The sequence below is a fragment of the Ectothiorhodospiraceae bacterium BW-2 genome (genome assembly GCA_008375315.1).
Classification (GTDB): Bacteria; Pseudomonadota; Gammaproteobacteria; order Thiohalomonadales; family Thiohalomonadaceae; genus BW-2.
Map to the genome: position 1 here is coordinate 675,856 of CP032507.1, position 25,704 is coordinate 701,559.

The 25,704-nt window shown below is 54.3% G+C and carries 24 protein-coding genes; 11 read left to right on the forward strand and 13 right to left on the reverse strand.

Going from position 1 to position 25,704, the window contains the following annotated elements:
* Window positions 1–49: 49 nt before the first annotated feature.
* The 3 genes from D5085_03115 to D5085_03125 all read right to left on the reverse strand — a co-directional run bounded on the left by D5085_03115 (window position 50) and on the right by D5085_03125 (window position 974).
* Window positions 50–286 carry a hypothetical protein gene (locus tag D5085_03115; GenBank protein ID QEP42214.1) on the reverse strand — a complete coding sequence of 79 codons (237 nt, stop codon included), beginning with the start codon at window positions 284–286 and terminating at the stop codon, window positions 50–52.
* 92 nt (window positions 287–378) lie between these two features.
* On the reverse strand, window positions 379–669 hold the full coding sequence (gene higA, locus D5085_03120) for an addiction module antidote protein, HigA family (protein QEP42215.1): 291 nt from the start codon (window positions 667–669) through the stop codon (window positions 379–381).
* A gap of 14 nt (window positions 670–683) precedes the next feature.
* Window positions 684–974, reverse strand: coding sequence for a type II toxin-antitoxin system RelE/ParE family toxin (locus D5085_03125; GenBank protein QEP45031.1), 291 nt, complete (start codon window positions 972–974; stop codon window positions 684–686).
* Window positions 975–1,328: 354 nt separating this feature from the next.
* On the opposite strand from D5085_03125, the gene D5085_03130 reads away from it, so the two are divergent.
* Window positions 1,329–1,658 (forward strand): hypothetical protein, encoded by a 330-nt coding sequence (locus D5085_03130; protein QEP42216.1) that lies wholly within the window; start codon window positions 1,329–1,331, stop codon window positions 1,656–1,658.
* Here D5085_03130 and D5085_03135 read toward each other — a convergent pair.
* The 10 genes from D5085_03135 to D5085_03180 form a co-directional block, all read right to left on the reverse strand.
* Entirely contained in the window at window positions 1,655–2,830 is a 1,176-nt protein-coding gene (locus tag D5085_03135) for a fused response regulator/phosphatase (protein ID QEP42217.1), read from the reverse strand. The genes D5085_03130 and D5085_03135 overlap by 4 nt on opposite strands.
* A complete protein-coding gene (locus tag D5085_03140) occupies window positions 2,823–3,134 on the reverse strand; it encodes an anti-sigma factor antagonist (protein ID QEP42218.1) in 312 nt (103 codons plus the stop codon). Before D5085_03140 ends, D5085_03135 begins: the two co-directional genes overlap by 8 nt.
* A 72-nt stretch (window positions 3,135–3,206) precedes the next feature.
* Window positions 3,207–4,358: a hypothetical protein gene (locus D5085_03145; GenBank protein QEP45032.1), complete on the reverse strand. Its 1,152-nt coding sequence runs from the start codon at window positions 4,356–4,358 to the stop codon at window positions 3,207–3,209.
* A 51-nt stretch (window positions 4,359–4,409) separates the two neighbouring features.
* Window positions 4,410–5,489 carry a chemotaxis response regulator protein-glutamate methylesterase gene (locus tag D5085_03150; GenBank protein ID QEP42219.1) on the reverse strand — a complete coding sequence of 360 codons (1,080 nt, stop codon included), beginning with the start codon at window positions 5,487–5,489 and terminating at the stop codon, window positions 4,410–4,412.
* A gap of 44 nt (window positions 5,490–5,533) precedes the next feature.
* Window positions 5,534–6,193, reverse strand: coding sequence for a chemoreceptor glutamine deamidase CheD (cheD, locus tag D5085_03155; GenBank protein ID QEP42220.1), 660 nt, complete (start codon window positions 6,191–6,193; stop codon window positions 5,534–5,536).
* 17 nt (window positions 6,194–6,210) lie between these two features.
* Window positions 6,211–7,044 carry a chemotaxis protein CheR gene (locus D5085_03160; GenBank protein QEP42221.1) on the reverse strand — a complete coding sequence of 278 codons (834 nt, stop codon included), beginning with the start codon at window positions 7,042–7,044 and terminating at the stop codon, window positions 6,211–6,213.
* Between the two features lie 14 nt (window positions 7,045–7,058).
* Window positions 7,059–7,994, reverse strand: coding sequence for a hypothetical protein (locus D5085_03165; GenBank protein ID QEP45033.1), 936 nt, complete (start codon window positions 7,992–7,994; stop codon window positions 7,059–7,061).
* A 393-nt stretch (window positions 7,995–8,387) separates the two neighbouring features.
* The gene (locus D5085_03170; GenBank protein QEP45034.1) at window positions 8,388–8,915 is read right to left on the reverse strand and encodes a chemotaxis protein CheW; all 528 of its coding nucleotides are present in this window, start codon (window positions 8,913–8,915) and stop codon (window positions 8,388–8,390) included.
* A 51-nt stretch (window positions 8,916–8,966) separates the two neighbouring features.
* Complete coding sequence (locus D5085_03175) at window positions 8,967–11,045, reverse strand: chemotaxis protein CheA (GenBank protein QEP42222.1); 2,079 nt, start codon at window positions 11,043–11,045, stop codon at window positions 8,967–8,969.
* 34 nt (window positions 11,046–11,079) lie between these two features.
* Entirely contained in the window at window positions 11,080–11,442 is a 363-nt protein-coding gene (locus tag D5085_03180; protein QEP42223.1) for a response regulator, read from the reverse strand.
* A 338-nt stretch (window positions 11,443–11,780) separates the two neighbouring features.
* Here D5085_03180 and D5085_03185 point away from each other — a divergent pair, with 338 nt between their 5' ends.
* The 10 genes from D5085_03185 to D5085_03230 all read left to right on the forward strand — a co-directional run bounded on the left by D5085_03185 (window position 11,781) and on the right by D5085_03230 (window position 25,679).
* Window positions 11,781–12,539: a ParA family protein gene (locus D5085_03185; protein ID QEP42224.1), complete on the forward strand. Its 759-nt coding sequence runs from the start codon at window positions 11,781–11,783 to the stop codon at window positions 12,537–12,539.
* Window positions 12,532–12,918, forward strand: coding sequence for an STAS domain-containing protein (locus D5085_03190; GenBank protein ID QEP42225.1), 387 nt, complete (start codon window positions 12,532–12,534; stop codon window positions 12,916–12,918). Before D5085_03185 ends, D5085_03190 begins: the two co-directional genes overlap by 8 nt.
* Window positions 12,919–13,014: 96 nt before the next feature.
* The gene (locus D5085_03195; GenBank protein ID QEP42226.1) at window positions 13,015–13,446 is read left to right on the forward strand and encodes a sel1 repeat family protein; all 432 of its coding nucleotides are present in this window, start codon (window positions 13,015–13,017) and stop codon (window positions 13,444–13,446) included.
* Window positions 13,447–13,540: 94 nt separating this feature from the next.
* Complete coding sequence (gene pilB / locus D5085_03200; GenBank protein ID QEP42227.1) at window positions 13,541–15,259, forward strand: type IV-A pilus assembly ATPase PilB; 1,719 nt, start codon at window positions 13,541–13,543, stop codon at window positions 15,257–15,259.
* Window positions 15,260–15,297: 38 nt separating this feature from the next.
* Entirely contained in the window at window positions 15,298–16,542 is a 1,245-nt protein-coding gene (locus D5085_03205; protein QEP42228.1) for a type II secretion system F family protein, read from the forward strand.
* Between the two features lie 8 nt (window positions 16,543–16,550).
* On the forward strand, window positions 16,551–17,423 hold the full coding sequence (locus tag D5085_03210; protein QEP42229.1) for a prepilin peptidase: 873 nt from the start codon (window positions 16,551–16,553) through the stop codon (window positions 17,421–17,423).
* Window positions 17,363–18,028 carry a dephospho-CoA kinase gene (locus tag D5085_03215; GenBank protein ID QEP42230.1) on the forward strand — a complete coding sequence of 222 codons (666 nt, stop codon included), beginning with the start codon at window positions 17,363–17,365 and terminating at the stop codon, window positions 18,026–18,028. Before D5085_03210 ends, D5085_03215 begins: the two co-directional genes overlap by 61 nt.
* Window positions 18,025–21,483, forward strand: a complete 3,459-nt coding sequence (locus D5085_03220) for a transcription-repair coupling factor (GenBank protein QEP42231.1) — start codon at window positions 18,025–18,027, stop codon at window positions 21,481–21,483. The genes D5085_03215 and D5085_03220 overlap by 4 nt, the downstream gene beginning before the upstream one ends.
* 38 nt (window positions 21,484–21,521) lie before the next feature.
* The gene (locus D5085_03225; protein QEP42232.1) at window positions 21,522–21,776 is read left to right on the forward strand and encodes a zinc ribbon domain-containing protein; all 255 of its coding nucleotides are present in this window, start codon (window positions 21,522–21,524) and stop codon (window positions 21,774–21,776) included.
* A gap of 18 nt (window positions 21,777–21,794) precedes the next feature.
* Window positions 21,795–25,679 carry a phosphoribosylformylglycinamidine synthase gene (locus tag D5085_03230; GenBank protein QEP45035.1) on the forward strand — a complete coding sequence of 1,295 codons (3,885 nt, stop codon included), beginning with the start codon at window positions 21,795–21,797 and terminating at the stop codon, window positions 25,677–25,679.
* The last annotated feature ends 25 nt before the right edge of the window (window positions 25,680–25,704 follow it).

Here is a 25,704-nt window from a genome sequence, read left to right on the forward strand (position 1 = left end):
CTGTTTCGGAAGAAATTATGCCTCAAATACGCTTGCTACAGCGAAACTGTCAACCGGTGATTGAAGGGAGCCCCAAGCCATATGTTTTTTTACCCGATTTCGTGACCACAACATCATCCGCAGCCATCACCCATTCTGGATCCTCTCCTAAAAGATGACCCTGAAACAGCGACCAATTCAGTTGCGGCCAATTAATCGTGCTATGAAAAAAACGCTGAAGTGTACGATAACTCCCCCCTCGACCGCTCCAACGGGAAAGTCCCAACATGGTAACTCGGCCTGTCATCGACAGCCTGGAGCATCAAGGGGTTATCGCGGGTAGTCAAACTCAGCCTATTCATAGCGCGCCCAGATGAATTTGTCCGGCATTTTGTTGAATTATATACCCACTGCTATGAGAGGTTTAACATGATGTTCAGGCTTATGGGCCGACAAGTCGTGGGTCGATTGTAGGTTTAACCAAAACTCAGGTGATGTATTGAAAGCTTCGGAAAATAACCAAGCAGTGTCTGGCGTGATACCACGTTTACCACGCACAATTTCATTTACACGTTGAACCGGTATACCCAAATGAGAAGCTAATGCTTTTTGGGTAATTTCAAGAGGCTCAAGAAACTCTTTTAGTAATATGACACCCGGATGTGTTGAAGTTCTATTCGTTGGAATCATACATCACCTTTCTATTAGTGATAGTCCATGATTTTTACATCATGAGCCGAATTCGCTTTCCAGAGGAAAACAATACGCCATTGATTGTTTATTCGGATGCTATGAAACCCCTTGAGATCACCTTTGAGTGGTTCCAACTTATTTCCGGGTGGAGATTTTAGGTCGTCCAGGTTTTGAGCTGCATTAATAATGTCCAGCTTATACAGCGCCACTTCATGAATCTGATTGGGCAGCTTCCTGACTTTACTGCTGGAGATGCCGTGGAAGAGGTCTGAAGTCGCCTTATCACCAAATGAAACAATCATGATTTCTATGTTAACGTATTCACGGAAGCCATGCAATTATTCTTTCTCAAGTTCTACTATCAGCATGTCCTGCACAAACCTTGGGTCAATGTTGACCTGATTAAGCCACCCAAGGCTGTGCGACTGCCTGATGTCGTTACCGTTGAAGAGGCGGCACAGCTGTTCATGGCAACCAACAAACTGTGCTATCGTGTCTTTGCCTGCTTCTTAAATTCATCAGGATAGATTTTTACAGAATTACTCATTTTTCAACACCTCATATTGAGCCAATTTATCTCAAATTTAGTGTCCGGAATAGTGTAGCCACATCACCCTTGGGCGACGGTCATTCCACTACGCCCCGGCACACTCTTGATGCGCTCTCCCGATGATGTCAAAAAATTACCTGCCGCGCTGCAAAAATGGGATATTATCTATGTGCCACAACCGAGCATGAAAAACTTTCCTAACTATGAAAAGGATGATTTGGTTTTATCCAGCAACTTAATTGATGCCAATGTTTTCTCCGTTGATGGCGATAAGTTGATTGTCAACTCTTTGTATCCTGAGTTAATTAAGCTATTGGAGCAGCATAAGTTCACCCCTATTCCTGTGCAACACCGTCACCGCCAATTAGTCAGCGGTGGATTTCACTGCTTTACCCTCGATACGGTGCGAGAGGGTGGATTAGAAAGATATTTCTAGTGTTTAAACTCCAGCAGCGTCATATCGTCCTGTCGCTCCCCGACGTGGCTAAAGCACTCCACCTCTTTAATCACCCTATCAAAGCGCTCGGCTAGCGGGTAGCGCTGCAGTACCTGCTGTAGCCGGTTCTCACCAAACATCTCCCCGCTCTCGGCGCCGATACCGGCCTCAGTCAAGCCATCGGTAAAGGCGTAGAGCGCCTCCCCAGCGGCGAGTTGTAGCGTTTGGGTGCGATAGTTCGCCGCCTCCATGGCGACAATCCCTAACATCAACTGGGTTGACGCCAGCTCACCTTTCATCCGATTGTCGTCACCAAGATAGTAGAGCGCCGGCAGACCGGCGTTAATCACCTGCAACGAACTATCGTTTAGGTTAAATTCGACAAAAACCGCCGCACAAAAGATCTGTGTCGGCAAAATCCGCAGCAAGCGGTTATTGACCTCGGCGGCAATCGCCTCCAGAGTTAGCTGCTGCGCGACTAGCTCCCCAAATATCTGCATCATCGGCAAAGTGCCGATCGCTGCGGCTAGGCCATGGCCAGTAAAGTCCCCTAGCATCACCTGATAGCACTGCTCACTCTTCGCTCGTACCAAAATAAAGTCGCCACTACTGAGCGCAACCGGAGAGAGATAGGAGCGAATTTGATCAATCTGTAGCTCCTGTTGTATCAGAAGCTGGCGCAAAATCTTTTCGGTAGTCTGATGCTCCTGCTGTAGCAGGGCGTGAAACTGATCTAGCTTCTCCTTCTCCGCCTGTAGGTCGCGGTAGAGCTGACGAGTACGCATCGCCGCACGAATTTTGGCCTTCAGGACGGTAAAGTGGATCGGTTTGGAGAGAAAATCGTCACCGCCGCTCTCGATCGCCTCAATCATGTCGCTCTCTGAGGTGTGGGTGGTGATAAATAGAATCGGAATATAGTGACGACTAGAGTGCGATTTAATCTGTCGCGCCGCCTCAAACCCACTCATCACCGGCATGAAGAGATCCATGAGCACGACATCGGGGTGGTGCTGCTGATAACACTCAACCCCCTGTAGCCCATTTTCTGCCTGTAGTACCTCATACCCCTCATCCCGCAGCATCGTGGCTAACAGTAACCGATTAGCCCGTTCATCATCGACAATGAGCACTCGGCCTAGAGGTAGAGGCAGCGGCTGTGCCGAACTATCCATTTTCAATCGTAAAGAGCTGATCAAAATTGGAGATACGCAAAATCTTCATTAGCTCCGGTTTAACTTTACGCAAAATCAGCCGACTAGTCTCGCCGCCACTATGCTCCCTTAGCAGCAGTAACATACCTAACGCCGAGCTATCCATGTAGGTGGTATTCTCTAGGTTAATCACATAGGTGCTATTAGCCCCGTCTGTCGAGGTATAGCAGTCCCGAAACTCTCGATGGACTCTAAAGTCGAATCGTTGACCGACATGAATCGTCAGCTGCTTATTCGAAGTATCGAGTTGACTCTGAATTGTCATGTTCCACTCCTCTATCTGGATAAAAGGGTTATGTTTAATCGACAGCCACATCGATGGCCGGTTATGATAGCGCTAAAAGAGATCAATCTCCCCCTCGTCCATTGAGGATTGGTGGGCTACCTTATAGACCTCTCGATCCATACTCTGTTTGAAGTTAACCAGCGATGACTCCATCTGAGCCATCACCGCCTGCTTCTGCTTATGAGTGACAGCCTGTGCTAACTCGCGGCTCTGGCGATGAAAGTGGTGCAGTAGCTCCTCTGAGTGGCAGATGCGGCCATTGATATGATCTAGTAGCTGCCGACCGATATCTTCAAATTGTAGCGCCCTAATCGCCACACCCACCCCCTCATTTATCCGCTCCGAGATCGCTGAAAATTCACTGATCGTCTCATTAATCGTCGTATCGAGCTGGTTGATATCTCGCATAATTTTATCGACCTGCCCTTTCGCTTTCAGGGCAACATTCATATCTTGGCTCGCCATTTTGCCGATGGTACCTTTGGCGACATTCACCGCCTCCATCGTCCGCTTGGTCTGCGTGGCGACATCGTCACTAAATTCGTTGGAGACGACCGACAGTCGCCGCACCTCATCGGCGACCACGGCAAAGCCTCGTCCCGACTCCCCTGCTCTAGCCGCTTCAATCGCCGCATTGAGGGCGAGCAGATTGGTCTGATCGGCAATTTTACGAATATTAGACTGGCGGGTGACAATCTCCGCCATCTGTTCGGCAATATCATCAATGTGGTGTACCGTCTGCACACTCTGGCGAGAGGTGGAGATGACAAGGTCGATAAAAAACTGCAGCGTCTCGCCCGTCAGCTCGACAAACTCTTTAATGTTGGCTGAGTGCTCCCCCTGTTGACTATCCCCCTGCATGACAGTAATTAGGTGGTGGGCTGCGGTATGTTGCCTTGTCGCATCCTCCTGCAACGCACAGAAGCTCTGGTTTAGCTGCGCGACGGCATCGGCAATCACCCCCTTAACCTGCTCTAGCTCCTGTTTTATTAAGGTTGTCTCTAGCACAAAGGCATCAAGATTGTGTTGCAATAGCCGCTGGAGCTGCTCGCTATCTTGCTCGCGCACGACGAGCTCCTGCTGTAGTTGCTGTTGCTGCTGTTGCTGCTGCCGTCGCTGCCAAAACCAGACTCCAAGCTGCGCTAACGCTAGCAGTACTAGCAATGACCAGTGCCCGTCGAGCAGCGCAGCGGCGCTAATCATTAGTGTCAAAAGGGGGAGGAGAGATGAGATAGACATAGGTTATCGGTGGAACTACTGTAGTTGCATTAGTCGCGTTGCGATCATCGGTAAGGGGAGTTGCGCCGTCGCCGCCTCTAATTTAACCGCCTCGCCCGGCATCCCCCACACCACGCTAGTCGCCTCGTCTTGGGCGAAGGTCTCGGCCCCGGCCTGGCGCATCTCTAGTAGCCCTCTAGCACCATCATCGCCCATACCGGTCAGGATGACCCCGACGGCATTGGGGCCGACATTTTGCGCGACAGAGCGAAACATCACATCCACCGACGGTTTGTGTCGATTGACTCGGGGGCCATCGTTAATACGGCAGATATAGCGTGCGCCACTGCGCTCAACGAGTAGATGGTAGGCACCGGGGGCGACATAGACATGGCCGGGTAGAATCTGCTGGCCATCGGTCGCTTCGCAGACGCTCAGCGCCGATTCGCGATTGAGTCGGGCCGCAAAGGTGGTGCTAAAGGCGGGAGGAATATGTTGCGAAATCACCATTCCCGGCATGGTAGGCGGCAGTTCAGCCATAATGCAGCGTAGCGCCTCAGTCCCTCCGGTAGAGGCACCGATGGCGATAATCTTATCGGTGGTCTGAAAGTGTTGGCTGCTGCGTCTGCTAGAGGCGATCACCGCATCAGCGCTCAATTTAGGGGCAATCTCTCCGGTTGAGGCAGGAGTTCGTGGCGCTGCCACCAGCCGGTTGACCTGCACCTTAGCGGCCATTTTGACCTTTTCGACAATCAGATCACGATAGTCGTTCAGCCCCGCCTGGAGATCAATTTTCGGTTTGGTAATAAAATCGATCGCCCCTATCTCCAGCGCCTGTAGCGTGACATCGGCCCCCTTTTCGGTTAACGAGGAGATCATGACTACCGGCATCGGCCGCAGGCGCATTAGGTTACGCAAAAAGGTTAAGCCATCCATTCTCGGCATCTCAACATCGAGCGTTAACACATCGGGGTTAAGCTGCTTAATCATCTCGCGGGCAATGTAGGGATCGGCAGCGGCACCGACAACCTCTATCCCCGGAGCGCTACCGAGTAATTCAGTCATGAGTTGGCGAATCATCGCCGAGTCATCTACTATGAGTACTTTAATCGCCATAAATAGGGGTTCCTGTTATCTGATTCTGTTTAGCGTAGAGAGGGTTAATCGAACAGCTCAATATCACCGCTAACCTCCTCCTGCCGAAGCTCCGACATATAGCTGCGCTCGCGGCTAATAATTGTCTGGTTGTGGGCCTGTTTTAGCTTTTTCATTCTTGCCAATCCTGTTCTAGGGTAGTAGTTCACCTTGCGTGGGTAGATATCACCCACATTCTCACCCGCTAGCTCAATCCCCTCATCGGCTAGGAATTTGTGAACGAACTCGATATTTTTACGCCCAATATCAGACCCTTCGGTCAACACCTGACCACCGCCAAAGACTTTAGCTTCCAAATTATTACGGCGGCCACCGTGCTTTAGGATCTCATTAATCATGTGCTCCATGGCGTAGTTGCCATAGCGGGTAGAGCGAGCCAGTTCACTCATCCCGTTCCAACTCCCTCCCCCATCATCGAGCGGCAACATAAAGTGGTTCATGCCACCGATGCCGAACAGCTTATCGCGAATGCAGGCGGCGACACAGGAGCCGAGCACGGTAGTAATCATCTCATCCTCACGGGTCACATAGAACTCGCCCGGTAGGATTTTGGCGGCGAAGCAGCGATTGGCTCGATCCCAGTAACGATTGATCGACTCGAACCCCTCCAGCGCAGGTGGCAGCGGCTCTCCGTCAGGGGAGTGGTGGCGCGAAGTAGAAAACATCTCGACGATTATCGCCTCTAATAGATTTTGGAGTGAATGGTCTGACCTAACAGCTTAAAACGATCACTGACTCGGTGTAACGATTCGGAGTGACCTATCAGCAGATAGCCATCCTCAGCACACTGCTCGGCAAAGCGCTCAAACAGCCCCTTTTGGGTCTCTTTGTTAAAATAGATCACTACGTTACGGCAGAAGATAATATCAAACGGCTCCTGAAACGGCCAATTTTGGAGCAGATTTAGCGGCATAAAGTGGAGCGGCTGCTTCAGCGCCGCTTTCACCTTTACCTTAGTCTGATTGCTCCCTTTACCCTTTAAGAACCAGCGTTTAAGTCGGTCACGGGAGAGATCTTTAACCCGATCCATCGTATAGATGCCCGCTCTGGCGGTATTGACCACATTGGTATCGAGATCGGTCGCCATAATCGAAATATCCCAGCCCGGTTTGTTATCAAAGTATTCCAACACTGTCATCGCTAACGAGTAGGGCTCCTCCCCGGTTGAGCAGCCGGCAGACCAGAGACGCAGCTTGCGTGAACCGCTACGCGCCCGCTCTAACTCGGGTAACGCTTGGGTACGCAGAAACTCGAAGTGGTGGTTCTCGCGAAAAAAGGAGGTGAGATTGGTCGTTAACGCATTGACAAAGTTGACCACTTCGGGGTTGTTAGCATCGTTCAGATGGACTAAATAGCTATCAAAATCGGCCATACGGGTCGCCCGCAGACGCCTGACCAGGCGGCCATAGACCATATCACGCTTCGCTTCGGTCAGGGCAATACCCGCATGGTCGGCGATAAAGTTTTTTATGATCTCAAAGTGGCGATCTGAAAACTCGAACTCTCGATGACTCATTAGCGTTACTTAATTTAAAACTCTTCCCACTCATCGTCATCCTCATGGCTAACATGCGAGGTCGCCGCCACCGGTTTTGGTTTAGCAGGAGGCTCCCCCTTTGCCGGCACTGGCGGGGCAGCTCGAGCGGCTGTCGTCGCTGGGCTGCTACGGGTAGCCGATGGCGCTGATACGGCAGGACGCGGACGCGATTGCGGCTTTGCCACCGCTCTGGTCTCACTGAGCGCTGTGTTTACACTCTCGCTTCGATGGGGCCGCCACTGCATTGAGTGGTTCAACTGTTCAAGCGCCCGTTCGGTCTCTGTTGCCGTCGAGACCATTGAGCTAGCAGCGCTATGGCTGCGCTGTAGCGTCCCCTCTATCTGGATGAGCGCCCGATTAATTTCCTCGATGCCTTGTGACTGCTCTTGGCTAGCCGCCGAAATGTCAGAGACGATATCGGTCACCTTCTTCACGCTCACCACGATCTGCTGCAGCGTCTCCCCCGACTCATCGACTAGCGCCGAGCCGTGTTTTACCTTTTCGACACTATCTTCAATTAGCTTTTTGATCTCTTTGGCCGCCTCAGCGCTGCGCTGGGCCAGATTGCGCACCTCACCGGCTACCACGGCAAAACCGCGCCCCTGCTCGCCGGCACGAGCTGCCTCTACCGCCGCATTGAGTGCAAGTAGATTGGTCTGAAAGGCGATTTCGTCAATGACGCCAATAATATCGGCGATTCGGTTACTCGACTGATTAATCTCACCCATCGCCCCCACCGCCCGACTCACAACACTGCCGCCGTTCTCCGCCTGCGATCGCGTCCCATTGACTAACTGATTCGCCTGCAGGGCGTTATCGGCCGTCTGCTTCACCGTACCGGTTAACTCCTCCACACTCTGTAGCGTCGTGGTAATGTGATCGGTAGTCGAAACCAGAAGCTGCGCCACCTCGCCAGCTAAGTGGTTCATTGAGCCCACCGCACGCCCCACCGCGCCACCCGACTGCTCTAGTTCCCGCTGCAGAGCAGCAATACGCCCCTGTAGCTGCTGCACCGCTTGGTACACCTCCCCAAGCGCCCCGCGATAGGGGCTCTGCTGACTAGAGGCCTCGCCTGCCGCCGCCGCCGCTATCTGCCCAGCTAGCTGTCGTAGCTGATGATCGATCACTCGGGCGAGGCGATACCCCAGCCCTAGTACCGCTACTGTCAGTAGCGCCACCCCGACCATCGCCTGCGCGGCACTAAGATAGCTGACCAGCGCCACAGCCAGTAGCAGTAACACAGCCGATAGAACAGCAGTCAATAGCGTAGTTTTGTGTAGCGACACCGCTTGCTCCTTAACAGTACCTAGTTAATGTTTAAATCACGATTTAATGTTGTCGATAGCTCTGAGTTCGGCAATACTTAACAGCAGATCGATATCTAGCAACATAATCATCTGCTCGTTGATGCTCACTAGACCGTGAATATATTCGGTACTAATCGGACCACCAAAGTCGGGGGTCGGCTTGATATCATCGGTCGCAACCGTTAAGACATCTGAGACCCCATCAACGACAATACCGAGCGTGCGAGGCTTCTCCCCCGACGCTACCGAGAGTACAATCACCACCGTCACAGGGGTATATTCGACACGCTGTAGCTGAAAGCGCATGCGTAGATCGATAATCGGGACAATGGTGCCGCGCAGGTTGAGCACCCCACGCAGATAGTCGGGGGTGTTAGGAATATGGGTCACCGGACTCCACCCCTTGATCTCCTGTACCCGCAGAATATCGACCGCGTAGCTCTCCTCCCCTAAGGTGAAGGTCAGAAACTGCTGATTATCGCCACGTTGCCGTAGCTGCTCTAGGCTACTATCGATTCCGGCCACTATCGGTTGTGTTGTCATATTGCTCATCCTGCTCTGCTGTTTACTGCTTGCTAATCAATGGTAGAAAACCTAGAAGGCGGCGGCTAGCCGCTCTGCCGGTTTCGCCGAACGCACTCTGTTATGGCGATTTGACATCCGAATCAGGCTAGGAATATCGAGAATGAGCGCCACCGAGCCATCGCCCAGAATCGTCGCCCCCGAGATACCCTCAATACGCTGATAGTTCGACTCTAGCGATTTAATCACCACCTGCTGCTGCCCTTGTAGATCATCGACAAAGAGTCCGATGACCTTCCCCTCCCCCTCAACGACAACCAGTAACCCCTCCTCTAGGCTCTTCGCCTGCGTCTCAATGCCAAACAGCTCGCCGAGACGAATAATCGGCAGATAGGCACCGCGCAGCACAAAAGTCTCCCCTTGGCCAACCATCTTGTTAACCATCCCCGGTTTAATCTGAAGCGATTCGACAATCGATACGAGAGGGACGATATAGGTCTCCTCCCCGACCGATACCGTCTGGCCATCGAGAATCGCTAGAGTCAACGGCAGCCGTACCGTCATGGTGGAGCCTCTGCCCCACTCAGAGGTTATATCGACCGTACCACCTAGTTTTTGGATATTGCGCCGCACGACATCCATCCCGACACCACGGCCAGAGACATCACTCACCTGATCAGCCGTTGAGAAGCCGGGCTGAAAGATGAGGGCGTAGATCTGATCCTGCGGTAGCTGGGTATCGGGGGCGATCACCCCGCGCTCTAACGCCTTTTGGTAGATCTTATCGGCATTGAGCCCGCGGCCATCATCTTTCACCTCAATGACGATATTGCCACCACGATGAAAGGCGTTAAGATAGACATGACCGGTCGCCGGCTTTCCGGCTGCCGTCCGCTCTGTGGCCGACTCAATACCGTGATCGACACTGTTTCGCACTAGATGGACTAGAGGGTCGGTAATATTTTCGATGAGGGTCTTATCGAGCTCAGTCCCCTCTCCCGACATCACTAGCTCAATATCTTTACCAAGCTGCTGGCTTAAATCGCGCACCATGCGTGGAAAGCGGTTAAAGACGAAGCTAATCGGCATCATCCGCATCCGCATAACATCATCCTGTAGCTCGCGGGTATTCTGCTCTAGCTGCGCTAGCCCATCACGCAGCTTCTGAATCTGGTTCATGTCGAAATTTTCGCCCAAGGTGCTTAACATCGACTGGGTAATCACCAGCTCGCCGACTAGGTTAATCACCGCATCCACCTTCTCTATGCTGACCCGAATTGAGCTACTATCCCCTCCACCTTTGCGAGCAACAGCGCTAGAGTTTGTCTCGGCAGAGGGAGAGGCGGGAGTTGGTATTGGTGTTGGTGTTGGTGTTGGTGTTGGTATTGGTATTGGTATTGGTGTTGGATCCGGCTCGTCGAGACTACTCACCTCTCTTAACGGCGCGATGGTGAGCTCACAATCATCTTCCACCCAGACAAAAATGTCGTCCAGATCGCTCTTCTCGATCTGCCCCTCCAGCTCGATCGTCCAGCCTAGGTAGCTCTCTTCAGGGTTAAGTTCATCAAAATCGGGCAGTTTATCGTAGTGGACCACAAGTCGTGGCTCACCAAAATCGTGCAGCTCACGCAAAATCCGCACCGGATCGTTACCGGTATGGTAGAGATGGGTGTGGGGGGTGAAATCGATCACCCACCCACTCAAATCCGACTCACTCGCTTCACTCGCTACAGCCACTGCGCTAGCGCTCATCGCCTCAGCGCCACCGTCAAGCATCTGCTGTAGCTGCTGCTGCATCGCCGCGACCCGCCCTTGGTCAATCGCCTCCCCACTCTGATTCCCTTCGAGCATCTCCCGCAGAATATCTACCGATTTTAGCAGCAGATCAACTAGCGTTTGACTCACATCACGGGTACCGTCACGCAGCTCATCGAGCAGCGTCTCCATTAGATGGGTAAACGATGAGACATCGCTAAGCCCAAAGGTGGCGCTCCCCCCCTTAATCGAGTGGGCCGCACGAAAGATCGAGTTAATTAGCTCATTATCCGCCGCCCCTACATTCAGATCGAGCAGACCACTCTCCATCACCTCCAGCCCCTCAAAGCTCTCTTCATAGAAGGTCTGCAGGAACTGCGACATATCGAAGCTCATGACGCTCTCCCCAATGGTTTCAGTTTAAGCAGCGTTACCCAAGCACCTTGGTTATCGTCTTCAGTAACTGCTCTGGGTTAAACGGTTTAACGATCCAGCCGGTCGCGCCGGCCTGCTTCCCCTCAGCCTTTTTGTTACCCGCCGACTCGGTCGTTAGCATTAAGATGGGCGTAAATTTATAGTCGGGCAGGGTGCGAAGATTCTTGACGAGGGTAATGCCATCCATCACCGGCATATTGACATCACTTAACACCAGATCAAATTTACCCTGCTTGGCCTTATCAAGCGCCTGCTGACCATCGTTTGCCTCCACAACACTGTGTCCAGCCCCCTTAAGGGTAAACGAGACCATCTGGCGCATAGAGGCCGAATCGTCCACCGCAAGAATCGTTGCCATAAGCTTCTCCTTGGAGAGTCAAAAAATTATCGTGTTCTTTAAAACTTTGAGTGTAACCGTTCACTCTCCCCGCTAAATTTTACCCCTCACCCCAACCCTCTCCCGCCGGGAGAGGGAGATTAAGGAGGGAGAGTGAACGGTTACCTTTGAGTTTAACAGGATTACCATCAGAGAGAAAACGCTAAATGCCCCTCTATACCGTTTCGAGGAGAGCAAGTATAACCGAAGCGTTCGGGTAACGGAATTGAGAGATAATTTTTGTCCTCTAGCGCCCTTTTCGGTTACACTTCCTCCATCCTGTTCCCGTTAGACCTGTTCACCGGAGTTAGTTCTAATCGATGCGTACCCTTGCTGTGATGAACCATAAGGGTGGAGTTGGCAAAACCACCACCACCCTCAATCTCAGCCATGCCCTCATGGCGATGGGGCATCGAGTCTTGATGTTAGATATGGATCCGCAGGGCCACCTCACCATTAGCAGCGGCTTTGCGAGTAACCGCGATCCCGGGCTAGATGGGCTACTGACACAGCAGCAGACGGTCGCCTCGATCATTAAACCCCTGCGAGATAACCTCGCTTTGCTGCCTGCCGGCCCTAAACTGGCTGAGTATGAGCAGCAGTCGGGCTCGGCGGCACTCGCCTACCGCCTCCGTAACGCCCTTAACGACACCGAGGGCTACGACTTTGTCCTCATCGACTGCCCCCCCTCCTCTGGGCTCTTGGTGATTAACGCCATGTTAGCTAGCAGTGAGGTGCTCGTACCGGTTACTGGAGACTATCTCGCCCTGCTCGGTCTCTCCCGTCTCATCGGCATCTTCCGCCATATCGAAAAGAGCCTTAACCACCATCTGCCGCTCTGGTTTGTGATGACCCGCTACCAAGGCAGGCGCAAACTAACTCGCGGCATTCGGCAAAAACTGCTGCAATACTTTCCCGGCAGAGTGCTAGCTACCCCGATTCGGGAGTCGGTTGAGCTGGCAGAGAGCCCCGGTTTTCACCAAAGTATCTTCGACTATCGTCCCAACAGTTATGGCGCTAGCGACTATAGCGATTTAGCCACCGATCTAGTTAACAAGAGAGTCATGAATCATGAGTAGTAACGAGATGGATGATATCGGTTTCGATCCCCTCGCGTGGATGAACCAACCAGAGAGCAGCCCGCCCCCTCCCCCCCCCGCGGCCGCTCCTGTAACCACGAGCGCGACCACGGTCGGTGAACTAATACTCGACCCCCGACTCGATGTGGCCTCAGCGGCGCTGCTAAAGACGCAGCTCACTGAGCAGCTAGCCGGTGCTAACTCGATAACGCTTAATGGTGCCGCGGTCGAACGGGTCGATGGGGCAGCGCTACAGCTACTACTCGCCTTTTGGCTTAAAGCAGAGCGGCTCAACATTGAAGTGAGCTGGAAAGAGCCCTCCTCTGCTCTCATCCACGCGGCTGAACAGATCGGCCTATCGAGTCGGCTAGCGCTCTAGCGGCGCTGACAATTGAATTTAGACCGTAGCGCCAGCATGGTAGGGAGTCTATCCCTTTTGACTCAACTTAATGACTATTTTTAGGAGCCCATAACTATGTCAGCCGCAGATGAGATGACCCTTCGTAGCGGAGTTAACGCCTTCGAATCAAAACAGTTTGCCACCGCCATGCAACTACTCTCCCCGCTAGCGGAACAGGGTAACGCCGAAGCGCAGTACCGCGTCGCCATCATGCACCAAAACGGCCTTATCGGCAGTGCCGATCTACAACGGGCAGCCACAATGATGCAAAGGGCGGCCGATCAGAACCACCCTCTCGCACAACACGGTATCGGCTTTATGTACATGGAAGGCGAAGGGGTAAGGCAAGATATAACCCAAGCGATTGAGTGGTTTGAAAAGGCGGCCACACAAGGATTAACCGGCTCACTCACCACCTTAGGGATGATCTACCAAGAGGGCAAAGGGGTGCCCATCGATGAGGCGAAGGCGAAAGCCTACTATCAACAAGCCGGTTTTGAGATGTAATTCTCTCCCGAGACTAGATTATTGCGCCATAACGGTGTATTTTCGCAGCCATAGCCAACAGATTCTGCTGCTGATATGAGGAACGCTAAGCGCAATGACCACCGCGACAACTAACCTAACTGGGCTGGCGCGCCACCTAGTTCAACACAACTTAATTGAAGCCGAAGCTGCCGCTGAAGCGCTAGAGAGCTGCAAAAAGGAGGGAGTCCCCTTTATCAGCCATCTGGTAAGTCAAAAACTTGCCTCCGCCCACGCGATTGCCACCCAAGCGGCAGAGACCTTCGGTCTCCCCTTTTTCGATCTCTCCGTCCTCGATGCTGAAGAGACCATCTTCAAATCGGTCGATGAGAAGTTAATCGGCACCCACCACGCCCTGCCGATCTTCAAGCGCGGCAACCGCCTCTATGTCGCCATCTCCGATCCGACCAACATGACAGCGCTCGACGAGTTCAAATTTCATGCTGGGGTGATTGCCGAAGCGATTTTAGTTGAAGAGGATAAACTAGCGGCGCTCATCACCAAAATACTCGATGCTGGCGCAAGCTCAATGGGCGATCTGAGCGACAGCGATCTCGATGAACTCGATATTAGTAGCGATGAGCGCAGCGATGATGGTGTCACCGAGTCAGATGCTGATGATGCACCGGTAGTGCGGTTTATTAACAAAATTCTGCTTGATGCCATCAATAAAGGTGCCTCCGATATCCACTTTGAGCCTTACGAAAAGCGCTACCGTATCCGTCTGCGGGTCGATGGCATCCTCAAAGAGGTCGCCTCGCCACCGATACAGCTCGCAGGCAAGCTCGCGGCGCGAATTAAAGTCATGTCGCGGCTCGATATCTCTGAGCGGCGAATACCACAAGATGGCCGTATTAAACTCAAGCTCTCTAAAAACAAGGCGATCGACTTTCGTGTCAGCACCTGTCCGACCCTATTTGGCGAGAAGACCGTGATGCGTATTCTCGACCCGAGTAGCGCTAAACTCGGTATCGATATGCTCGGCTATGAACCGGAGCAGAAGCAGCTCTACCTCGATAACCTCGCCAAACCCCACGGCATGATCTTAGTGACCGGCCCGACCGGTTCGGGTAAAACGGTCTCGCTCTACACCGGTCTCAATATCTTAAACACCGAAGAGCGCAACATCTCGACCGCAGAAGATCCGGCAGAGATTAACCTTGAGGGGATTAACCAAGTTAATGTCAACGATAAGGTCGGCCTCACCTTCTCCGCTGCCCTCAAAGCCTTTTTGCGTCAAGACCCCGATATCATCATGGTGGGGGAGATTCGCGACATCACCACCGCCGAAATCGCAATTAAGGCGGCGCAAACGGGCCATATGGTGATGTCCACCCTCCACACCAATGACGCTCCACAGACGCTAGCACGACTGATGAATATCGGCGTCGCCCCCTATAATATCGCCTCGGCAGTCAACCTCATTATCGCCCAACGACTCGGACGACGGCTGTGCAAAAATTGCAAAACGCCAGAAGATATCCCCCAAAAGGCGCTGGAGGATGAGGGATTTGAACCGGAACAGGTAGAGGAGATCCTCTCTGGCAGGACTAAAATCTATCGCGCAGTCGGCTGCTCTCAATGCAACGAAGGCTTTAAGGGACGGGTCGGTATCTATCAAGTGATGCCGATCTCCGATGAGATGGGCAAAATTATCATGGCCGGTGGCAATGCCATTGCGCTAGCGGAACAATCTAAAAAAGAGGGGATTCCCGATCTACGACAATCGGCGCTTAAAAAAGTGTTACAGGGCGTCACTAGCCTAGCCGAAATTAATCGCGTGACCAACGAATAGCGTAGCAAACACAGACAGACAGAGGACGGTAGAGCAGCATGGCGCAAAAACAGCGAGGTGGAGCCAAAAAGAGGGTCGATACCTTCCTCTGGAAGGGGCTAGATCGTACCGGTCGTAGCCGTGACGGTGAGATGACCGGCACCAGTGTCACGCTAGTTAAGGCCGAACTACGAAAGATGGGAATCACCCCAGGGGCGGTAAAGAAGAAGCCTAAACCACTCTTTGGCAGTGCCGGCGCTAAATCGGCCAAAATTACCACGCAAGATATTGGCGTCTTTTTTCGCCAGTTAGCGACGATGATGTCCTCCGGTGTGCCGGTAGTACAAGCGTTTGAGTTAGTCGGCAACGGCTCCGAAAATCCGGCGATGAAGGCGCTCATCCTAACCATTAAGGGCGATATCGAGGGGGGGGGCACCATCGCCGAGGCGCTCGCTAAACACCCCAAATATTTTGATGAACTCTCCTGCAACCTGATTAATGCCGGCGAGCAGGCCGGTATCTTAGAGAGTATGCTCGATAAGGTCGCTACCTACCGTGAAAAGACCGAAGCGATTAAAGGCAAGGTTAAAAAGGCGATGACCTATCCTATTGCAGTGCTGGTGGTAGCACTGGGGGTCACCGCCGGTCTGTTGATTTTTGTTATCCCCCAGTTTCAGGAGATATTTGAGGGCTTTGGTGCCGAACTACCCGGATTGACCCTGATGGTCATTCAGGCCTCTGAGATCATGCAGGCCTACTGGTGGGTCGTCCTCGGCGGTATCGTGGCGCTGGTATTGACCATTAAAGAGCTCAATAAGCGCTCCGATACCTTTGCCGATAACTTTGAGCTATTTGTGTTAAAAATACCGGTAGTCGGCGAGATTTTAACCAAATCGGCGATCGCCCGCTTTGCCCGTACCCTCTCGACCATGTTTGCCGCAGGAACGCCACTGGTCGAGGCGATGGAGTCGGTCGCCGGTGCCGTGGGCCTTAGAAAGTACAAAAAGGCGGTACTAGAGATGCGCGATGGGGTCGAGTCGGGAACCTCTATTACAGAGATGATGAACTTTGTGAAAATCTTTCCCGCCATGGTAGTGCAGATGACCAATATCGGCGAGGAGTCGGGAGCGTTAGATAAGATGCTCAGTAAAGTGGCCGATTTCTATGAGGAGCAGGTCGATAATATGGTCGATGCACTGAGCAGCCTGATGGAGCCGGTGATTATGGTCGTTCTCGGTGGCTTGGTCGGGACAATTATTATTGCCATGTATCTGCCTATCTTTGCCATGGGTGCCGCCGTCTAACCCTACCGATGGAGCTACTACAACTACTTGAACAGTCGCCGCCGCTACTACTGAGCGTCGTCGCCCTATTGTCGCTGCTCATCGGCAGCTTTCTCAATGTGGTTATCCACCGTCTGCCGCTAATGCTCTTCGCCGACTGGCGCACCCAGTGCCATGAGCTACTCCACGCCGATCAGACTCCTCCAACCGAGCCACCGCTCAACCTCATTCACCCCTCCTCCCACTGCCCCGAGTGTCGCCACCCTATCGGGGTGCTAGAGAATATCCCCCTGTTTAGCTATCTGTGGCAGCGGGGTCGTTGTCGCCACTGTCACACCCCTATCTCGCTGCGCTATCCGTTAGTCGAGCTATTCACGGCCCTGCTATCGGTGGTAGTCGCATGGCAGCTAGGGTATAGCGCCATGCTACCGGCGGCGCTACTCTTTAGCTGGACGCTAATCGCCCTCACTTTTATCGATCTCGATCAGCAGCTACTGCCCGATCAGTTAACTCTGCCGCTGATGTGGGCCGGCATTCTCCTAGCCCTCTTAGGGCTTACCACAGTGACACTAGAGCAGAGCCTTATCGGGGCCATGATCGGCTATCTCTCACTCTGGTCGGTCTATTGGCTGTTTAAACTGCTAACCGGTAAAGAGGGGATGGGATTTGGTGACTTTAAGCTGCTCGCGGCGCTCGGCGCTTGGCTCGGCTGGCAGCAGCTCCCGCTGGTGATTATCCTCTCCGCCCTCTGCGGTACGGTGATCGGCCTCTATCTCATGCTGTTTAAAAACCACCAACGCGCCCAGCCGATTCCCTTTGGCCCCTACCTCGCTCTAGCAGGCTGGATAGCGCTACTCTGGGGCGAGACCACTATCCACCACTATCTACAGTGGCTAAGTTAACTCACCCCATTATCGGGCTGACCGGAGGGATCGCCGCGGGTAAGAGCAGCGTGAGTCGCCTCTTTAGCCAGCTCGGGATTACCGTCTTTAATGCTGATCATATCGGTCGCACTCTGCTCGATCCCCCCAAACCGGCTTTTCAAGCGATAGTCGGCCACTATGGTGAGACGATTGTGGAGGTCGATGGCACAATTAACCGCCGAAAGCTGCGCCACCACCTCTTTACCCATCCGAATGATCGACTCTGGCTAGAGTCGCTGCTACAGCCACTCATTCTCGAACAGCTACAGCAGAGCAGCTCCCGCTACACCCCTCCTCCCCCCCACGGCTACCTGATTTGGGAGGTGCCGCTGCTGCTAGAGGCAGGATGGCAGTGCTATACCCAAGCGATCATCGTGGTCGATACCCCCAGCTCGCAACAGCTCTCCCGCCTCTGTCAGCGCGATCAGCTTACCGAAGAGCAGGCGCAAATCGCCATCGCCTCCCAACTGTCGCGCTCGGAGCGGCTAGCCGCCGCCGACTATATTATCGACAACAGTCACAATGAGAGCGCTCTCAGAACCCAGGTTGTGGAGATTCATCAACAGCTTATCGCAACGCTATGATCGATCTCCTCTCCCCGACGGTTAAGATAGCCACTGGGCAGCGATTTGCTTGGGGCGAGCTCTACGGCAGCGCCATCGCCCTCACTCTACAGCGCCTAGCCCAAAGCCAACAGAGTCTGCTGCTGCTAGTTACCGCCGACTCCAGCTCGGCGCTACGCTTAGAGCGGGAGCTGAGCTTCTTTAACCGCGATAGTGACGCTAGCGTGCCGCTGCTCCCCTTTCCGAGTTGGGAGACTCTCCCCTATGATCGCTTCTCACCCCATCAAGATATTATCTCTGCCCGACTCGAAACGCTCTACCGTCTGCCCCAAATTCAGCACGGCGTGGTCATTATTCCGGTCTCAACGCTAATGACCCGCCTGCCGCCCCCCAGCTTCGTCGCGAGCCATACCCTGCTGCTACAGCGAGGAGAGAGGGTAGCGCTTGAGACCATGCGACGAGAACTAGAGCAGCACGGCTACCGCTATGTCAACCAGGTGATGGAGCATGGCGAGTTTACCGTTCGGGGTAGCCTGCTCGATCTCTTCCCTAGCGGCAGTCAGCTCCCCTACCGTATCGAGCTGTTTGATGATGAGGTCGATACCATGCGTACTTTCGATCCCGATACGCAGCGATCACTTAACCAGACAGAGACGATTCGACTCCTCCCGGCGCGGGAGTTTCCGATCGATGAGGCGGGGGTGGCCACTTTTCGCCACAATTTTCGGCAGCAGTTTGAAGGCGATCCACAGCAGAGCCTCATCTATCGTGAGGTAAGCTGCGGCAATATGCCGACCGGAATTGAGTACTATCTGCCACTCTTTTTTGACCAGAGCGCCACTCTCTTTGACTATCTCCCCTCAGAGACCACCCTCTGCCTCCACGGCGATATCGAGCAGGCCGCAGCGCTATTTGCCCGTGAATATCGAGATCGCTACCAGTTAGCCCACTATGAACCAGAGCGCCGGCCCCTCCCCCCCGAACAGCTCTTTATGCTGCCAGATCAACTCTTTGCGGCCTTTAAGTCGCTGCGTCGTATCGATGTCGGCACCTTTGCCGTCCCGCCAGAGCGCCACGGTGATAACTTCGCTACCCGCCCGCTACCCCCGCTAATGCTCAATCCGCAGTTAGCGACCCCCTCTGCGCCACTACAGCAGTTTTGCCACGACTTTCAGGGGCGCACTCTCTTTAGTGCCGAATCGACCGGTCGGCGTGAGATCTTACAGCAGATGTTACAGCAAGCGGGGCTCACCCCCACTCCCGTCGAGGGGTGGCAGGCGTTTTTAAACCACACCAGTCGCCACTGCCTAACGGTCGCCGCCCTCGATGAGGGGTTTATCGATACCCATAACCAGTTTGCGTTCATTACCGAAAGCCAGCTCTACGGCCAGCAGGTGATGCAGCGCCGACGCCGACGCCAGACCCATCGTCATCAAGAGAGTGTGATTCGCAATCTCGCCGAACTACAGCTCGGTTCGGCCGTGGTGCATGAAGATCACGGTGTGGGGCGCTATCGAGGCCTAAAGAGCATGGAGCTCGGAGGCACCCTGCAGGAGTTTTTACAGCTTGAGTATGCTGGCGGCGATACGCTCTACGTACCGGTAACGGCGCTGGATCTGATTCACCGCTACAGCGGCGCCTCAGCCGAGACCGCCCCGCTGCACAAGCTCGGCAGCGGTCTTTGGGAACGGGCTAAACGAAAGGCGAAAGAGAGGGTGCGCGATGTGGCCGCCGAGCTGCTAGCCATCTATGCTAAACGGGCGGCACAACAGGGATTTATCTATCAACCGGCCGAGCAGGAGTACCACAAATTTGCCGCTGAGTTTCCGTTTGAGGAGACCCCCGATCAGCTCGACGCGATCGAGGCGGTCATCAGCGATATGGCTCTTCCCCGACCGATGGATAGAGTGATCTGTGGCGATGTCGGCTTCGGCAAAACCGAAGTGGCGATGCGAGCCGCCTTTATCGCGGTTCAGGCGGGACGACAGGTAGCGGTGCTGGTTCCGACTACACTGCTGTCGGAGCAGCATCTGCAAAATTTTCGGGATCGCTTTGCCAACTGGCCAGTCAATATCGCCGCCCTCTCCCGTTTTCGTTCGGGCAAAGAGAGCCGCCAGGTGGTGGCAGAGCTAGCCTCTGGTCAGCTCGATATCGTTATCGGCACCCATAAATTACTCCAAAAGGGGATTGAGTATCACAACTTAGGGCTAGTGATTATCGATGAGGAGCACCGTTTCGGCGTCAGACAGAAGGAGCAGTTTAAACAGCTACGGGCCGAGGTCGATCTCTTAACCCTCACCGCGACCCCCATCCCCCGTACCCTCAATATGGCACTAGGCGGCATTCGCGACCTATCGATTATCGCCTCCCCGCCGGCAAAGCGGCTAGCGGTCAAAACCTTTGTCCACGACTGGAGTGATAGCCTCATCTTTGAGGCGTGCCAGCGAGAGCTGCGTCGGGGCGGTCAGATCTACTTCATCCATAATGAGATCGAGACGATTGAGAAGATCTCCCAACGCCTAGAGGGACTACTCCCCGATGCCCGCATTGCGACAGCTCACGGCCAGATGCGCGAACGCGATCTAGAGCAGGTAATGTCCGACTTCTACCACCAGCGCTACAATCTACTGCTCTGCACTACTATTATCGAGACCGGTATCGATATCCCCAGCGCCAATACCATTATTATTAACCGCGCCGATCGCTTCGGCCTCGCCCAACTCTACCAGCTACGAGGACGGGTCGGGCGTTCGCACCACCGCGCCTACGCCTACCTTTTGGTCAATAACTGTCAAAGCCTGACAAAGGATGCCCAAAAACGGCTAGAGGCGATTGAGTCGATTGAGGAGCTAGGCACCGGCTTTACCCTAGCGACTCACGATCTCGAAATTCGCGGTGCCGGTGAGCTGTTAGGCGATGATCAGAGTGGCCAGATGCATGAGGTCGGTTTTACCCTCTATGCCGAACTGCTAGAGCGGGCAGTCAAGGCGCTACAGCAGCATGGCGATGGCGGGAGCGCGGAGGAGGAGAGCGAGAGCCCTAAGATCGAGATCGAGCTAGGGTTACCGGCGCTGCTACCTGAGAGCTACATCACCGATGTCCATACCCGACTCGTTCTCTATAAACGGATCGCCAGCCAGAGCGATCAGGCCGGTCTCGATGAGCTACAGGCGGAGTTAATCGACCGTTTTGGGCTGCTCCCAGAGCCTGCCAAACGCCTCTTTACCCTAATGCAGCTAAAACAGCAGCTCTATCCACTCGGCATTCGTCGCCTTGAGATGGGCGAAAAATTTGGCCGCATCACCTTTATCGACCACCCCCCCTTTGATCCGATAAAAATGATTCAACTGCTGCAGGCAGAGCCGCAGCGATTTCAGCTCGATCCACAGCAGCGGCTTAAAATCAACCAACCGATGCCTGAAGAGGCTCAGCGGCTAGAGGTTATTGCCCAACTCATACGGGCATTGCAAACTTAATATTTCCATGGATAACCACGACATAATAGGAGAGAGAGATGCCTACTTATGACTACCTTTGTGAAGCGAATCAGCAAGTCTATGAGGTCAAACACGCCATGACCGAACAGATCGAGACTTGGCAGCAGCTCTGCGCTATAGCCGCTATCCCTCTAGCTGAGATTGCCCCCGATACCCCCGTCACCAAATTGATTAGTGGCGGCGGTATCGTCAGCAGTGGGGCGTTAAAAAATCCCGAAGCGCCCGCCTGTATGAGTGGCGGCCGCTGTGGTGGCGGGGGGTGTGGCCTCTGAGCGGATAAAACGATCATGATGCAATCTCTACCCGGCCCTCGTGCCCACTCCCCGTTTCGGTTACAACGCCTATTACAGCAGTGTCAACAGCAGCTACCCCAGCTAAAGGCGCTAACAAGCCGCTATCTCCATTTGGTGAAGAGCCGCTCGCCCCTCTCGGCATCGGAGCTAGAGCGACTACAGCGGCTGCTAGAGTATGGCGACTTCAATGCCGAAGAATCAGAGCCGTCTAGTTTGGCCACGGTACGGCTACTGGTTATCCCCCGCATCGGAACCATCACCCCCTGGTCAACCAAAGCGACCGATATTGCCCACCACTGCGCCCTAGAGGGGATCGTGCGGCTAGAGCGAGCCACTGAGTTGACACTAAGCGGCGTTCACCACCCCGATGAACTCATCCCCATTCTGCCCCTACTGCACGACCGTATGGTCGAGCAGATCGTACACCACCTCGATCAGGCTCAAGCGCTTTTTGCTGACCATACCCCGACCCCGCTGCGTTGGGTCGATATCCTCGGCGGAGGGCGCACCGAACTGGAGCGAGCTAACCGTGACTGGGGGCTAGCGCTAGCTGAGGATGAGATCGACTATCTGCTAGAGAGCTTTACCGCGTTAGCACGCAACCCAACCGATACCGAGCTGATGTCGTTCGCCCAAGCTAACTCGGAGCACTGTCGCCACAAGATATTTAATGCCACTTGGATAACCGATCGAGAAGCTCGCACTATGTCGCTATTTGGCATGATTCGCCACACCTACCAGTGCCATAGTGAGGGTATTCTCTCGGCCTATGAAGATAACTCCGCCGTTATCACCGGGCGAGAGTCGCAACAGCTAGTGACCGATGAGAACCACCACTACCGCTACCGGCCACTCAATAGCGCTATTTTAATGAAGGTCGAGACCCATAACCACCCCACCGCTATCGCCCCATTCGCCGGTGCGGCTACCGGTTCGGGCGGCGAGATTCGAGATGAGGGGGCGACTGGCCGTGGCTCAAAACCGAAAGCAGGCATGGCCGGCTTTTCAGTCTCCAATCTCAAGCTACCAGGAGCGACCCACCCCTGGGAGCACGATATCGGCAAGCCCGATCGTATCGCCTCAGCGCTGGAGATTATGCTCGAAGCGCCCCTCGGCAGCGCCGCCTTTAATAACGAATTTGGCCGTCCCACTATCAATGGCTACTTTCGCACCTATGAGCAGCAGGTGTACCATCATGGCCAGTGCGAAGTGCGCGGCTACCATAAACCGATTATGCTCGCTGGGGGAGTCGGGACGATTGACGCCACCCAAGTAAAGAAGCAGACCATCCCCGTAGGTGCCAAATTGGTAGTACTGGGGGGGCCGGCGATGTTAATTGGCCTCGGCGGCGGGGCGGCCTCATCGATGAGCTCCGGCAGCTCCGGCACCGACCTCGACTTTGCCTCGGTACAGCGCGGCAATCCGGAGATGCAGCGCCGTTGCCAAGAGGTGATTGATCGTAGCTGGCAGCTCGGGGAGAACAACCCGATTATCTCCATTCACGATGTCGGCGCCGGCGGACTCTCTAACGCCATGCCAGAACTAGTTAACGATGCCGGTCGCGGTGCCCGCTTTGAGCTACGAGCCATTCCGAACGACGAGCCGGGAATGTCCCCGATGGAGATCTGGTGCAACGAGGCGCAAGAGCGCTTCGTACTAGCTATCGCTGACGCCGATATCGCTAACTTTAGCGCCCTCTGTGAACGGGAGCGCTGCCCGATGGCCATTATCGGCACCGCCACAGCTGAACAGCAGCTACAGCTACACGACAGCCACTTCAATAACCACCCTATCGATATACCGCTAGCGCTGCTGCTCGGTAAGCCGCCCAAAATGGAGCGCCGAGTTACCACCACGGCCCCCGCCTTAGCCCCATTCGATCTGGCTAAAGTCGATCTGGAGGAGGCGATTGCCCGACTGCTCCAACTCCCGACCATTGCGAGTAAACAGTTCTTAATTACCATCGGTGATCGTAGCGTCACCGGCTTAGTGAGCCGCGATCAACTAGTCGGCCCGTGGCAGGAGCCGGTCGCCGACTGCGGCATTACCTGCGCTAACTACCACGACTACCATGGCGAGGCGATGGCACTAGGCGAACGAGCCCCGGTCGCCCTACTCGATGCCACCGCTGCCGCCCGTTTAGCGGTCGCCGAAGCGGTAACCAACCTGCTCGGAGCAGGGATCGGCCCGACCCTAGAGCGGCTCGTCCTCTCGGCTAACTGGATGGCCCCCGCCGGCCACCCGGGCGAAGATGTCCGCCTCTATGAGGCCGTGAAGAGCATCGGCTTAATGCTCTGTCCCGACCTAGGGATCACCATTCCAGTCGGTAAAGATTCGATGTCGATGAAGACGCTCTGGCAGCAGGATCAGCAGCCGCAGAGTGTCACCGCCCCACTATCGCTCATTATCTCCGCCTTCGCGCCGATCACCGATGTTCGCAACCACCTCACCCCGCAACTCGATACCACCCTTGATAGCCAACTGTGGCTTATCGATTTAGGTCGCGGCGATACCCCGCTCGGAGGCTCAGCACTAGCACAAGTCTATGGTGCCCTCGGCGAGAGAGCTGCCGATTTAGGTGATAGTGACCGCTTTAAACGCGCCGTAGCGTTCATGGATCAGCTCATTGAGACCCAATTGGCACTCGCCTACCATGATCGCAGTGATGGCGGCCTCCTTATTACCCTGCTAGAGATGGCCTTTGCCAGCCACTGTGGACTCCGCATCATAGGAGATCAGTCAGCGCTACTGCCGTGGCTCTGCCATGAGTCACCCGGCTTTGTCGTGCAGATTGCCAACGATCGTTGTAGTGAACTACTAGAGCAGCTACAACGCTATCGACTGCTCGAAGCGGCCACTCTGGTTGCCATCCCGACCCGTACCCGTACCATTACGATAGTTCACCACAACAGACTCAGCTATAGCGGGGATTGTATCCAACTGCAGCGGCTCTGGAATGGAACTAGCTACCAGATACAGAAGCTGCGCGATAATAGCGATACCGCCCAACAGGCGTATGATCAGCTACTACAGGACGATCCTGGTATGCGTGTTCAGCTCAGTTTTGATCCGAGCGAAGATATTTGTGCCCCCTATATCAACCGCGGTCTGTTACCGAAAGTAGCCATTTTGCGTGAACAGGGAGTCAACGGCCAGCGGGAGATGGCAGCGGCTTTTATACAGGCTGGATTCGATGCCATTGATCTGCACATGAGCGATCTTCTCGCAGGACGCGCCGATTTAGCCGACTTTGCAGGCCTAGCGGCCTGTGGCGGCTTCTCCTATGGCGATGTCCTCGGTGCCGGTGAGGGGTGGGCGAAGTCGATTCTGTTTAACCCGCGCCTTAGAGATCAGTTTAGCCTCTTCTTTCAGCGCAACGATACCTTTACCTTAGGGGTCTGTAACGGCTGTCAGATGCTCTCTAACCTACATGAGTTAATCCCCGGTACCGAGCTATGGCCCCGCTTTGTGCGTAACCTTTCAGAGCAGTTTGAGGCGCGGCTATCGTTAGTTGAAATTCCCCCCTCGCCGTCACTGCTACTACAGGGCATGACAGGCTCGATCCTCCCTATCGCCGTTGCTCACGGTGAGGGGCAGGCCCGTTTTGAACGCGGAGAGGTAGCGGATCTCCTCCAGGCCCAACAGGTGGCGCTACGCTATGTCGATCACCACCATCAAGCGACCGAGGCGTACCCCTTTAACCCTAACGGCTCTCCCCTCGGCATCACCGGCTTAACTAGCCGTGATGGTCGAGTGACGATTATGATGCCCCACCCCGAACGGCTGTTCCGTACAGTACAATACTCTTGGCACCCCGCCGATTGGCCAGCCGAGGGGCCTTGGTTACGACTGTTTCGTCAAGCCCGAGTCACACTCGGATAATTCCCCTAGTCTATTCAGGAAAATA